This window comes from Enterobacter cloacae complex sp. 418I7 (genome assembly GCF_050030705.1).
Lineage (GTDB): Bacteria > Pseudomonadota > Gammaproteobacteria > Enterobacterales > Enterobacteriaceae > Enterobacter > Enterobacter intestinihominis.
The window spans coordinates 1,315,366-1,328,388 of record NZ_JBLGUU010000001.1; the positions used below are offsets into that span (position 1 = coordinate 1,315,366).

The window sequence follows — 13,023 nt, forward strand, 5'->3', positions numbered from 1 at the left end:
ATGCCCTCACCCCGGCCCTCTCCCACAGGGAGAGGGAGAAAACATTGATCTCGTAGGCCCGGTAAGCGTTAGCGCCACCGGGCTTCTTTTTTAACTATGCTTATTCTTCAGTTCAAATCTCGGCGATACCAGACCGTACAGCGTCCAGCCCATAAAGGTCACCATCGCGCCATACAGCATCGCCTCCTGACCGGACGAGTAGAGCGCATAGAAGCTGTAAATCGCCCCAATCAGCGCCACGATATTGGCCGCCCGGGCTTTGCGCGGATCCACCTTCGCCACCTTCTGAATAATTACCAGTGCCGCCATCGACAGAATGTACGGAATGATGTTCGTCACCACCGCCAGGTTGACCAGTACATTAAACTGGCTGTTCAGTGACGGGCTGATGGTCATCAGCGACAAACCGCTCTGGAAAATCACAATCGCCAGCATACCCTGTACCGGCGCATCCGCTTTGGTGACGCGGGAGAAGATTTTCGGGAAATAACCTTCGTCAGCGGAGGATTTGAATACCTGGGCGATGGTGAACTGCCAGCCCAGCAGCGAGCCGCAGCAGGACATCACCATCAGTCCCATGATCACTTTCCCTACCTCTGGCGTAAACATCTGCGCAAACGCCAGCCCGAACGGCGCCGTGGAGTTAGCGAGATCCATGTTGGGCACAATTCCCGCAATCACGTTGGTTGAGACGATATAGATCACCGCCGCCCCCAGCGTCCCGCCGAGTACCGCGATCGGCACGTTCTTTTCCGGGTTTTCCACCACTTCCGCATTCGCACAGGCTGACTCGAGACCGAGGAAAGCCCATAGCGTCATGGCGATGGATGATCCCACGGCGGTGAAGAACGGTACGTGATGCGGGTTCCAGGAATTGGCGTACAGCGTCGGGCTGAACCAGAACCAACCGATGATGCACAGACCGACAACCGGAATGATCACGCCCCAGACGGTGATGCTGCTGAGTTGTCCGGTGATGCGCGCGCCGCCAAAGTTGGCGACGGTGCAGATCCACAGCACGCCGATGGTCGCCAGCCCAATCTGCACCGGGGTCAGCGTCGCGCCAAACAGCTCCGTACCGTAACCGACAGCGGAAATGGCAATCGCCACGTTGGCGATCAGCAGCGACACGCCGTAGGTATAGTTGGCCATAAAGTTACCGGACTTACCAAACGCATATTCGGCATAGCCGCCCATGCCGCCAGACTTACGGCTGAACATCCCGCACTTGGCAAACGCCCACGCCAGCGCCATTGAGCCGACTGCCGTTACCAGCCAGGAGATAATCGAAATCGTCCCCACTTCAGCGAGCTTAGTGGGCAGCATGATGATCCCGGACCCCATCATATTCACCATGGTGAGGATAGTGAGTTGTACCACGCCCATCTTGTTGGACTTACTCATAATTTTTCTCCTTTCAGCAGAGACGGCTGAGCGGTGGGTTGTTTAATGACGTAGCAGCGCACCTGTTTGCGCCCGTCACACTCCTCGACGTAAACCCCCTGTAACTCCGGCGCGAAGCCCGGCAGCAGATTGATCCCGTCTTCCAGCGCGGCGAAATAGCGCAGCACGGAACCGCCCCAGACTTCCCCCGGAACCACGCACAACACCCCCGGTGGGTAAGGCAGCGCGCCTTCCGCGGCGATACGGCCTTCCGCGTCGCGCAGTGACACCAGCTCGACCTCACCGCGCAGATAGGCATAGTTCGCCTCCTGCGGGTTCATCATGACGCGCGGGAAGTGAGACTTGCGGAACATCTCTTTCTGCAACTGCTTCACGTTATGGCGGGCGTAGAGGTCGTGCATCTCCTGACAAATCTGACGCAGGGAATAATCCGCATAACGTTCCGGATGTTGCTTATAAAGAGAGGGCAGAACCTCTTTCAGCGGCACATCGCTCTGGAGCAGTTTTTCGAAGCGCACCAGCTGGGCGACGAGCTGCTGCAATTTGCCCATGTCCTCCGCCGGGGTGAGCAGGAACAGAATGGAATTGAGGTCGCATTTTTCCGGCACGATGCCGTTTTCACGCAGGAAGTTGGCGAGGATGGTGGCGGGCACGCCGAAATCATCATACTCGCCGGTGCGGGCGTTGATGCCTGGCGTGGTCAGCAGCAGTTTGCAGGGATCGATAAAATACTGATGCTCGGCATATCCCTCAAAGGCGTGCCAGCGTTCGCCCGGAACGAAATGGAAGAAGCGCAGATCGGTGGCGATCTCCGCCGTATCCCAGCTTTCCCACGGACGGCCATCCACCGTCTCCGGCACGAACGGGCGAATAAACTGACAGTTCTGAAGGATCAGTTTCCGCGCTTCAATACCCGTCACCACGCAGTCCATCCACATGTTGCGCCCACTTTGCCCCTCGTGCATGCGGGCGTTGATATCCAGGGCGGCAAACAGCGGATAAAACGGGCTGGTGGAGGCGTGCATCATAAAGGCGTTGTTGAGGCGTTTATGCGGCACATAGCGCGGCTGGCCTTTTATGTGGCTGTCCTTCTTATGGATTTGCGAGGTTTGCGAGAAGCCCGCCTGCTGCTTATGCACCGACTGGGTAACCAGAATGCCCGGATCGTTTTCGTTCAGCTCCAGCAGCAGCGGCGAGCAGTCGGCCATCATCGGGATAAACTGCTCGTAACCCACCCAGGCGGAGTCAAACAGGATGTAATCGCACAGGTGACCAATCTTATCCACCACCTGACGGGCGTTATAAATGGTACCGTCGTAGGTGCCCAGCTGGATCACCGCCAGACGGAAGGGACGTTCATCCCGCGCGCGACCAGGCGCGACCTCTGACACCAGTTCCCGCAGGTAACTCTCGTCGAAACAGTGTGCGTCAATACCGCCGATAAACCCGTACGGGTTGCGCGCTGTTTCCAGATACACCGGCGTCGCTCCCGCCTGTAACAGTGCTCCGTGGTGATTAGATTTATGGTTATTGCGATCGAACAGCACCAGATCGCCTGGCGTGAGCAGGGCATTGAGCACCACCTTATTGGAAGAGGAGGTGCCGTTCAGCACGAAGTAGGTTTTATCCGCATTAAAGACTTTTGCCGCATGCTGTTGGGCGATGCATGGCGCACCTTCATGGATCAGCAGATCGCCCATTGCCACGTCGGCATTGCACAGATCGGCGCGGAAAAGCGTTTCGCCAAAGAAATCGACAAACTGGTTTCCGGCCGGATGGCGGCGGAAGAACTGGCCTCCCTGATGTCCGGGGCAGTCAAACGCGCTGTTCCCCTGCTGGACGTAATCGACCAGCGCGCGGAAGAACGGCGGACGGAGCTGGGTTTCGTACTTCTGCGCAGCCGCTTCAAGCTGGCGTCCGTAGTACGCATTGCTGGTGTAGGAGTACTCAAAAACGCCGTGAATACGCGACAAAAATTCAGCCGGAACCCTTTCTTCTTTATGCGTGGCAATAAACACCGGAATACCGAATCCCGTGGCTTCTATTTCTTCTATGGCGCCATTGAAAATATCACTGACGGCCAGAACCACGGCTGCCACATCAATATAATCCGATGCGGTGATATCCACGATCTCCCGCGAAGTGGTAAAGCATTCAGGGCAGGCACGGCTGACGGCAATTTTTAACGTTTTCATCTTTATCTCTTTATTTCAGGCAATATGGGTCCCTCGACTTCTTGCGGTAAAGAAATCGATTTTTTCCGGAAAAAAAAGCAAAGCGCGTCCGCTGATACGAAATCAGTTAATTGCTTTTTTGCTGAGTAGAATTCAGTCCGCCCGGTTGCGGAGAATCTGAATCACAAGGAATGAGCGCAGGTGTTCACAGGCAACAGCCTGTAAAATAGCGTTTTTCAGGATAACCTGTAAGCAGATGCGCCAGAAGTCGAAGGACTACCGGGCGTTAAAGAGATGAAAGTCAAAACAGTTTCGGTGGGCAAACATCATGATATGTGTTGTCCGCCTTATATGGGGCATTAAACGATTATTGTTTTCCATGTTCATTTTCCTTTCAGTAATTGAAAGCACGGTCATTTTATCCAGGAAAAAGGGATTAACTGTGAAACAGATCACCAATAACCGATCATTTCAGAAATAATTAGTCGTTATGAGTGAATAACGCAGATCAAAATGCTGTTTTGTTGGTTTGGTGTTAAGTTGGTGTTCTAAATATGTTTAGTGAGGGCGAATATAGGCATGAAAATAATCTCGTCATTATTTTCATGCCTATATTCAGGCTGGTGTGTTCTTTATTTAAAAATAAAGTGAATACTTATTCAGATCATAAACCGATATCCGATACCGGTTTCTGTTAATAAATGACGAGGACGCGCGGGATCGGCTTCAAGTTTCTGGCGAAGGTGTCCCATATAAATGCGTAAATAGTGACTATGTTCGACAGCATTCGGTCCCCAGACCTGGCTTAACAGCTGTCGCTGCGTTAACACTTTTCCGTGGTTACTGAGCAACACGGCCAGCAGACGAAACTCGATAGGCGTAAGGTGGATCTCTTCTTCCCCTCGCACGATGCGGCGGGCGGCAAGATCGACGCGGATATCGCCAAAGACGTACACCGGTTCAGAAGGAGTGGTGGCACTGTGTCGACGCAGCGCCACACGAAGCCGGGCCTGTAACTCGCCAATGCCAAACGGTTTGATCAGATAATCATCCGCTCCGGCATCCAGCGCGGCGATTTTATCCGTCTCTTCGGTGCGGGCAGAGAGCACCAGAATGGGCATCTGGCTCCACTGACGCACCTCACGAATAAAATCGATGCCGTCGCCATCCGGGAGTCCCAGATCCAGGATCACCAGATCTGGCTTGCGGGTGGCGGCTTCAATTAACCCCCGTTGAAGCGTTCCGGCTTCATGAACGCGCAAACCGTCGCCTTCCAGCGCGGTACGCAGAAATCGGCTGATAGCGAGCTCATCTTCAACAATCAGAACGTTAATCACAAATCCTCTGGTAATTCATCAAGTTCTGGTGGGGTTTCAAGAGGAAGTGTAACACAAAAGCGTGCCCCACCTTCCGGGCGGTTCTCTGCGGAAATGGTGCCGCCATGCACGTCAACAATCGCCTGGCAGATCGCCAGCCCCAGCCCGACGCCCGGAATGGCAGATTCCTTATTACCGCGCGCAAATTTTTCGAATATGGCGCGCTCCTGGCCGGCCGGAATACCCGGCCCGGTATCCCAGACATCGAGCCGCAGCACACGTTTATCCACCCTGGCAGCAATCCCCAGCCGGGCCTTTGTCCCGGCGTATTTAGCCGCGTTTTCCAGCAGATTAATCAGCACGCGCTCAAACAGCGGGCCATCCACATGGATTAACGTCAGGGGTTCCGGCATGTCCAGCTCGATATGGCGCCCGCCGAGACCCGGCTCCAGCATCTTCAGCGCACTGCCGACAACCTCCTCAAGGGTGAGCCACTCTTTTTTGAGGTTAAACCCGCCGGACTGAATGCGCGCCATGTCCAGCAGGTTGTTCACCAGACGCGTGGTATTTAGCACGTGCTGACGAATTTCGCTGGCCTGCATCGCATGTTTTGATCCTTCCGCCGCCAGATCCAGCGTCAGAATTTCGGACTGACCAAACAGCACGGTAAGCGGGGTGCGCAAATCGTGAGACAGCGCTGCCAGCAGCGAATTGCGAATACTTTCGCGCTCGCTTGCCAGCCGCGCCTGCTCTTCGCTGGCGGTGAGCGCCAGCCGTTCAAGGGCGCTGGCGACCAGCAGGGTGAAGGTTTCCAGCAGGCGCTGCTGCTCGGGGATCATCAGCTGACGCAGGTTAGACGGCTCGACGATGACCAGCCCGTGATTTTTATCCGCGCTGCGCAGCGGCAGGATCTGGTAAGGCACCCCGGGCAGCGTGTCGGTGCCGGCACCGGCAGGTAAACCCTTATCAAAGCTCCAGCGGGCAATCGCTTCATCCCAGGGCGTCATCCCCGAAGGGGAGGTCAGCGGGCGAAGGCGCCCCTGCTCGTCGGGGAGCAAAATCAGGTTACTGGCGTGAAAGGTCGAACGGATAAACTGCTCACTGGTCTGGACGATATCCTGCTGCGTGCGACCGACCGCCAGCGATTTTGACATCTCATACAGATGGCGGGTGCGCTGCTCGCGATAGCGGGCAATGCGTGCCTGGTAGCGCACGCCTGCCGTCAGATTCCCGATCACCAGCCCGACGGTAAGCATCACGGCAAAGGTCAGAATGTACTGCACGTCCGAGACAGCAAGCGTCCCGCGCGGAGCGATAAAAAAGAGGTCGAAGCTGATGACGTTGATCACCGTTGCCAGCACCGACGGCCAGCGGCCATAAAAGAGCGCGACCACAACGACGCCCAGCAGATAAATCATGACCAGATTGGCGGCATCGAAGGCGATTAGCCACTGGCTGGCAATCACCGTAATCAGGGCGCAAAGGACCACGGCCACGAGGCAGCCCCGGATCTGGACGCGCCATTTATCGCCAAAGGTGCGTGCGTCCGGCGTACGGCCGGGCAGGGGGGCGGGCTTGTCATCCAGCGCGACGATGACTAAATCCAGATCCGGCGCGCGGCGTGCCAGCCTGTCGGCAAAAGATTCGCGGCTAAACCAGCGGCGATGCTGGCGACGTCCAATGACAATCTTGCCCAGGTTATGCTCGCGCGCGTAGCGCAGAATGGCTTTATCTTCTTGCGGATCGGACAGGGTTGCGGTTTCGGCACCCAGCTCCTGCGCCAGCCGCAGCGCGCTCAAAATGGCGCGACGCTGATTTTCCGGCAGGCCGTGAAGCTGTGGCGTTTCGACATACACCGCGTGCCAGACGCTGCCAAACTTCGCCGCAAGCCGGGCGGCGGTGCGGACCAGTTTTTCATTGCCGCTGCCGTGACCAATGCATAACAGAATGGCGTCACGCGTGTGCCAGACGCGCTCCCGCCCCTGCAGGTCTCGCCAGGCGCGCATCTGGTCATCCACGCGATCGGCGGTGCGGCGCAGGGCCAGCTCGCGCAGGGCAATCAGGTTTCCTTTGCGGAAAAAATGTTCGATGGCGCGTTCGGCCTGGCCGGCAATATACACCTTGCCTTCGTGCAGGCGCTGGCGCAGATCGTCAGGCGGCAGGTCAACCAGTACGACTTCATCGGCAGAATCAAAAAACGGATCGGGGACGGTTTCCCGCACCTGGATACCGGTTACCCCGCTTACCACGTCGTTCAGGCTTTCCAGATGCTGAACATTCACCGTGGTGAAGACGTTGATGCCGGCTTCAAGCAGCTCCTCAACATCCTGCCAGCGCTTCGGGTGGCGTGAGCCAGGCGCGTTGCTGTGCGCCAGTTCGTCCATCAGGATCAGCGCGGGGCGGCGGGCGAGGGCGGCATCAAGATCGAACTCCGTCACCAGCCGACCGCGATGGCTGATACGCTGGGGCGGCTGCGTCGCCAGCCCCGTCAGCAGCGCCGCCGTCTCTTTGCGACCGTGGGTTTCCACCACGCCGATGAGAATATCAAGCCCCTGCGCCCGAAGCCGCTGTGCTTCCGTCAGCATGGCGAAGGTTTTCCCGACGCCCGCGCAGGCGCCGAAGAAAATTTTCAGCTTGCCGCGGTGGGCTTCAGCCGTTTGTTCAAGCAGCCTGTCCGGATCCGGGCGCATGGGCTCATCGGTCATTTAGTTCTTCCTTAGCGCATCCAGCGCCAGATTCAGCTCAACAATGTTCACTACCGGCATGCCGATGAAGCTGACCAGCGGCTTTTGCGTATGTTCTGCAACCAGCTGGCTCACCTGCTCGACGGTCAGCTGACGGGCGGCGGCCACGCGTGGGATCTGCCACGCCGCTGCGTCCGGCGTCAGGCTGTAATCCAGCCCGCTCGCGGAGGCGGTGACCAGCTCAACCGGCACCTCACGGCTGGCCTGCGGATTCGCGGCGCGCAGGGCGGCAACGCGTTCAGCAACGGCTTTGTCCAGGTCAGGATTACTGCCAGCCAGATTGCTGCCGCCGGAGGCCATTGGATTATACGGGCTTTCCGCAGTGGCGGAAGGGCGTCCATGGAAGTAGCGCGGGTCCGTAAAGTTTTGCCCAATCAGACGCGAGCCGCGGTTTTCACCGTTCTGGATAATCAGCGAGCCGTTGGCCTGGTCCTCAAACCACCACTGGCCCAGCGCGGTTGTCATCAGCGGGTAAAGCCCGCCGGTAATCAGAGACAGCAGAATAAACAACAGTATAGCGGGACGTAACATCGTCATGAGATTCACCTTTTAAACCAGCCCGAACAGCGTTAACAACATGTCGATAACCTTGATCCCAATAAAGGGCACCACCAGCCCACCCAGACCGTAAATCCACAGGTTACGGCGCAGCATGGCGGCGGCCGTCAGTGGCTTATAGCTCACCCCTTTCAGCGCCAGAGGAATAAGAAAGACAATAATCAGCGCGTTGAAGATCACCGCGCTCAAAATGGCCGAGGCTGGAGAGTGCAGGTGCATCACATTCAGGGCATTCAGCTGCGGATAGGTTGCCGCAAAGGCCGCCGGGATAATGGCGAAATACTTCGCCACGTCGTTGGCGATACTGAACGTGGTCAGCGAGCCGCGCGTCATCAGCATCTGCTTCCCGATATGCACCACTTCGATCAGCTTGGTCGGGTTCGAGTCGAGATCCACCATGTTGCCCGCCTCTTTTGCCGCCTGGGTACCGGAGTTCATCGCCACCGCCACGTCGGCCTGCGCCAGCGCCGGGGCGTCGTTGGTGCCGTCGCCGGTCATCGCCACCAGACGACCTTCCGCCTGATACTGGCGAATGAGTGCCAGCTTCGCTTCCGGTGTCGCTTCGGAAAGGAAATCATCCACGCCCGCTTCGGCGGCAATGGCCGCCGCAGTCAGACGGTTATCCCCGGTGATCATCACCGTTTTAATGCCCATCTTACGCATCTGGGCGAAACGCTCTTTAATACCGCCTTTAACGATATCCTTCAGAGCGATAACCCCCAGAACGCTTGCACCTTCCGCCACCACCAGCGGGGTTGCCCCCTGACGCGCTACGCTTTCCACCAGGTGGTCGACTTCCGGCGGGAAATGTCCATTATTGGCTTCAATATGACGGCGGATGGCATCAACGGAGCCTTTACGGATCATTCGGTCCTGAATGTTAATTCCACTCATCCGTGTTTGCGCCGTAAAGGGCACGAACGTGGCGTGCAGGCTTTGTACGTCGCGCTGGCGCAGGTTAAAGCGCTGCTTGGCGAGGATCACAATACTGCGACCTTCCGGCGTCTCATCGGCCAGCGAAGAAAGCTGCGCCGCGTCGGCCAGCGTTTTTTCATCCACGCCGGGAGCAGGTAAAAAGTCAGAGGCCTGACGATTACCCAGGGTGATGGTCCCGGTTTTATCCAGCAGCAGTACGTCTACGTCACCCGCCGCTTCAACGGCGCGTCCGCTGGTGGCGATGACGTTCGCGCCCAGCATACGGCTCATCCCCGCCACGCCAATCGCGGAAAGCAGGCCGCCGATAGTGGTGGGGATCAGACAGACCAGCAGGGCGATCAGTACGGTGATGCTGACCGCTGTACCGCCGTAGGCAGAGAAGGGCCACAGGGTCGCCGTTGCCAGCAGGAACACAATGGTGAGCGCCACCAGCAGAATGGTCAGGGCGATCTCGTTCGGCGTTTTACGACGTTGTGCGCCTTCCACCATGGCGATCATCCGGTCGAGAAAGGTTTCGCCCGGGTTAACGCTGCACTGGATCACCAGCCAGTCGGAAAGAATGCGCGTTCCGCCGGTAACTGAGGCGAAATCTCCGCCCGACTCACGAATCACGGGCGCGGATTCCCCGGTAATAGCGCTTTCGTCTACCGACGCGCCGCCCTCAATTACCTCCCCGTCGCAGGGGATGATGTCCCCGGCTTCCACCAGCACCACGTCACCTTTGCGCAGTTCATCCGCCGGAACGTGGTCCATCTGCGCGCCGTATTTAGGTTCGCGTAATTTGCGCGCAAAGGCGGTTTTTTTGACCCCTTTCAGACTGCTGGCCTGCGCCTTACTGCGGCCTTCCGCCAGCGCTTCGGCAAAGTTGGCGAACAGCACGGTAAACCACAGCCACAGGCTGATGGCGCCGGTAAAGGTTGCATTTCCTGAAAGGTGTCCCGTTCCCATGGCAATCGCCAGTGCGGTGGTGAGTAAACTTCCAGTCCAGACAATAAACATCACCGGGTTGTGCCACTGCACTCGCGGGCTCAGTTTTTTTACCGCATCCATGAGGGCCTGACGAACTAAGGTTGGTTCGAGCAGGGCCAGTTGTTTACGACTCATGACAAATTCTCCGCAAAATCAGCGTAAAGAGAGATATTCCGCAACCGGGCCTAACGCGAGGGCGGGGATAAAGGTCAGGGCACCTACCAGCAGAACGGTGCCAATCAGCAGGCCGACGAAAAGCGCGCCGTGAGTCGGTAACGTACCGGTAGTGGTCGGCTGGATCTTCTTATTCACCAGTGTTCCGGCGATCGCCATGACGGGAATAATCACGCCGAAACGACCGAAGAACATGCAGAACGCCAGCAGACAGTTCCAGAACGGTGAGTTGGCACTTAACCCTGCAAAGGCGCTGCCGTTGTTGTTTGCGGCAGACGAAACGGCGTAAAGCACTTCGCTAAAGCCGTGAATGCCCGGGTTAAAGATGCCGCTGCGCCCGGCGTCGGTCATCAGCGCCAGCGCGGTACCGAGCAGCACAAGGGCGGGGGTGACCAGGATTGCCAGCGCGGTTAATTTCATTTCGCGGACGTCGATTTTTTTGCCGAGATATTCCGGCGTGCGGCCGATCATCAGCCCGGCGATAAACACGGCGAGCAGAACGAACAACAGCATGCCGTACAGCCCCGAACCGACCCCACCGAAGACTACCTCGCCAATCTGCATCAGCCACATCGGGATCATGCCGCCAAGCGCGGTGAAAGAGTCGTGCATGGCGTTCACCGCCCCGCAGGAGGCCGCCGTGGTGACCACCGCATAGAGGCTGCTGGCAAGAATGCCGAAGCGGCTCTCTTTGCCTTCCAGGTTGATATTGCTGTTAGCCCCCAGCTGCATGAAGTGGCTGTTGCCGTTCCATTCGGCCCACATCACCAGTGCTACGCAGACCACGAAGATTAACGACATGGCCCACAGCAGCGTACGGCCCTGGCGGCGATCGTTAACCACATCGCCAAAGGCGAAGCAGAGCGCGGCGGGGATCAGGAAGATCGCCAGCATCTGTACAAAATTGGTTAATGCCGTTGGGTTTTCAAACGGATGCGATGAGTTGGCGTTGAAGAAGCCGCCCCCGTTGGTGCCCAGCATCTTGATTGCTTCCTGCGACGCCACTGGCCCCATTGGCAGGAGTTCCCTGCCCCCTTCAAGCGAGGTGTAAGGGGTATAAGGCAGCAGGTTTTGCAGAGTGCCTTGCTGTATAAAGAACAGGGCAATAATCAGCGCAACAGGCACCAGGATCCAAAGGGTGATGCGCGTGACATCAACCCACGCGTTGCCGAGCGTGCTGACATTCTGACGGGCAAACGCGCGCGTCAGGGCGAAGATCACCGCGATACCGCTGGCTGCAGACAGAAAGTTTTGCACGGTTAACCCGGCCATCTGGCTGAAGTAGCTGAGCGTGGTTTCACCGGCGTAAGACTGCCAGTTGGTATTGGTGACAAAGCTGACCGCCGTGTTCAGCGCCAGATGCCAGGATAAACCTGGTAACTGCTGCGGATTCAACGGCAAATTGCCCTGGAGCATGAGCAGCGTAAAGAGGGCAATAAGCCCCACGATATTCAGAAGCAGTATCGCCATCAGGTACTGGCCCCAGCTCATTTCGCGGTCGCTGGTACCTGAAATGCGCCAGAGCACGTTTTCAATTTTTCGCGTACCCGGCAGTGGCACGTTGTTTATCAGCCGCGCCAGCGCTGTTCCCAGCGGCCTGGCGAGCACAAACAGCAGCAGTAAAAAGCTGGCAATAAGCAAAAACGCCTGAGCAGCCATCAGAATGCCTCCGCATTAATCAGGGCATAAATCAGATAACCCAATAACAGGAACACCAGCACGATGCCGGCAATCAGACCTGCACTCACACTCCACCTCCGGGTGACTTTTGTTGTTGTACAAACGGTAGGATTTGTGGCGCAAAGATTTCGCAAAAATCAGAAGGGCAGGTGTAAAAAAAGTATAAAAATGGGAAAGACCACAATTTAACTATTGTTAAGTAAACTGTTAACTTTTTTGTAACTTAATTACGGGCGTGAATGTAAATATTCACGAAATGGATGAAAATAAGTGGTCGGATGAGTAGTAAAATTACAAACAAAGCGGTATTATTTTAACCAGGTCACAGATTTCACATTTTCCGGAGACGGTTTCCGGCCAACTACAGGGGAGAAAAATATGGATCTTTATAAAGAGTATCCGGCTCATATCGTGTTCATGCGTCGCACTTTCGCCGTAGTGGCTGGCGTGCTGGCCCTGCCGGTGATGCTGTTCTGGAAAGATCGCGCACGTTTTTACAGCTATCTGCACCGCGTCTGGGCGAAAACCAGCGAAAAGCCGGTGTGGATGGATCAGGCCGAGAAAGCAACCTGCGATTTCTACTGATACGGTGTGACATCGTAGCCATAAAAAAACCGCCTACAGCAAAGTGGCGGTTTTTTTGTCCCTCGGGATTCGCGGTCCGTTGGGTAATCTTGCAGCCCCTACCCGGGATTTTTATCATACCCTTCTTTAAAAAGTTCGCAATCCACTTCACCTTTATAAATTCCTAATTTTACTTAAATAACTTACTTTTGGCGTTGGTGTTAATTATGATGCCACGTCCCTTTCCGCCATCTCGCAAATGGGCATCGGTCCTGGGAAAGGTGTATCCATAGCCGTAAAGCAGCCCGCCTACCCGGGCTTGTGTCCACCGATTTATCACCGGTGGTGATAGGTGGAGCGGTTAGCTGCAGGGACCGCATAGTGAAACGCTATTTATGCATCGCGTTCATTGTCGCCAGCGCACTCGTTGTAAAGAGTGATAAACCGGATGTGTTTAATGCCTTTACCCCGGTAGCGCAGGACAAGTAGCGTTAAGGCCGCCTC

General features: G+C 56.5%; 10 protein-coding genes. 1 reads left to right on the top strand and 9 read right to left on the bottom strand.

The genetic code is table 11. The features are described 5' to 3' along the window. Nucleotides 1–90: 90 nt before the first annotated feature. From potE to kdpF, 9 genes are all read right to left on the bottom strand, one after another. The gene (potE, locus tag ACQG0S_RS06280; protein WP_022647448.1) at nucleotides 91–1,404 is read right to left on the bottom strand and encodes a putrescine-ornithine antiporter; all 1,314 of its coding nucleotides are present in this window, start codon (nucleotides 1,402–1,404) and stop codon (nucleotides 91–93) included. Then, on the bottom strand, nucleotides 1,401–3,599 hold the full coding sequence (gene speF / locus ACQG0S_RS06285; RefSeq protein WP_048965907.1) for an ornithine decarboxylase SpeF: 2,199 nt from the start codon (nucleotides 3,597–3,599) through the stop codon (nucleotides 1,401–1,403). Before speF ends, potE begins: the two co-directional genes overlap by 4 nt. Nucleotides 3,600–3,854: 255 nt before the next feature. Further along, nucleotides 3,855–3,959 carry a leader peptide SpeFL gene (gene speFL / locus ACQG0S_RS06290; RefSeq protein ID WP_003858645.1) on the bottom strand — a complete coding sequence of 35 codons (105 nt, stop codon included), beginning with the start codon at nucleotides 3,957–3,959 and terminating at the stop codon, nucleotides 3,855–3,857. Between the two features lie 278 nt (nucleotides 3,960–4,237). Then, nucleotides 4,238–4,915 (bottom strand): two-component system response regulator KdpE, encoded by a 678-nt coding sequence (kdpE, locus tag ACQG0S_RS06295; RefSeq protein ID WP_022647450.1) that lies wholly within the window; start codon nucleotides 4,913–4,915, stop codon nucleotides 4,238–4,240. Further along, nucleotides 4,912–7,599: a two-component system sensor histidine kinase KdpD gene (gene kdpD / locus ACQG0S_RS06300; protein WP_048965908.1), complete on the bottom strand. Its 2,688-nt coding sequence runs from the start codon at nucleotides 7,597–7,599 to the stop codon at nucleotides 4,912–4,914. The genes kdpE and kdpD overlap by 4 nt, the downstream gene beginning before the upstream one ends. Beyond that, entirely contained in the window at nucleotides 7,600–8,175 is a 576-nt protein-coding gene (gene kdpC / locus ACQG0S_RS06305; RefSeq protein ID WP_048965909.1) for a potassium-transporting ATPase subunit KdpC, read from the bottom strand. A gap of 12 nt (nucleotides 8,176–8,187) precedes the next feature. After that, entirely contained in the window at nucleotides 8,188–10,236 is a 2,049-nt protein-coding gene (gene kdpB, locus ACQG0S_RS06310; RefSeq protein ID WP_426750121.1) for a potassium-transporting ATPase subunit KdpB, read from the bottom strand. 18 nt (nucleotides 10,237–10,254) lie between these two features. Further along, the gene (gene kdpA, locus ACQG0S_RS06315) at nucleotides 10,255–11,934 is read right to left on the bottom strand and encodes a potassium-transporting ATPase subunit KdpA (protein WP_048965910.1); all 1,680 of its coding nucleotides are present in this window, start codon (nucleotides 11,932–11,934) and stop codon (nucleotides 10,255–10,257) included. Beyond that, entirely contained in the window at nucleotides 11,934–12,023 is a 90-nt protein-coding gene (kdpF, locus tag ACQG0S_RS06320) for a K(+)-transporting ATPase subunit F (protein ID WP_003858638.1), read from the bottom strand. The genes kdpA and kdpF overlap by 1 nt, the downstream gene beginning before the upstream one ends. Nucleotides 12,024–12,333: 310 nt before the next feature. Between kdpF and ACQG0S_RS06325 the strand changes: the two genes are divergently transcribed. Continuing rightward, nucleotides 12,334–12,540, top strand: coding sequence for a YbfA family protein (locus ACQG0S_RS06325; protein WP_014069366.1), 207 nt, complete (start codon nucleotides 12,334–12,336; stop codon nucleotides 12,538–12,540). Nucleotides 12,541–13,023: the final 483 nt, after the last annotated feature.

What these genes read in the sequence shown, in the direction of transcription:
- ACQG0S_RS06325 (WP_014069366.1), top strand. Translation starts at nt 12,334, where the DNA reads ATGGATCTTTATAAAGAGTATCCGGCTCATATCGTGTTCATGCGTCGC.
- speFL (WP_003858645.1), bottom strand. Translation starts at nt 3,959, where the DNA reads ATGGAAAACAATAATCGTTTAATGCCCCATATAAGGCGGACAACACAT.
- speF (WP_048965907.1), bottom strand. Translation starts at nt 3,599, where the DNA reads ATGAAAACGTTAAAAATTGCCGTCAGCCGTGCCTGCCCTGAATGCTTT.
- kdpD (WP_048965908.1), bottom strand. Translation starts at nt 7,599, where the DNA reads ATGACCGATGAGCCCATGCGCCCGGATCCGGACAGGCTGCTTGAACAA.
- kdpB (WP_426750121.1), bottom strand. Translation starts at nt 10,236, where the DNA reads ATGAGTCGTAAACAACTGGCCCTGCTCGAACCAACCTTAGTTCGTCAG.
- kdpC (WP_048965909.1), bottom strand. Translation starts at nt 8,175, where the DNA reads ATGACGATGTTACGTCCCGCTATACTGTTGTTTATTCTGCTGTCTCTG.
- kdpA (WP_048965910.1), bottom strand. Translation starts at nt 11,934, where the DNA reads ATGGCTGCTCAGGCGTTTTTGCTTATTGCCAGCTTTTTACTGCTGCTG.
- potE (WP_022647448.1), bottom strand. Translation starts at nt 1,404, where the DNA reads ATGAGTAAGTCCAACAAGATGGGCGTGGTACAACTCACTATCCTCACC.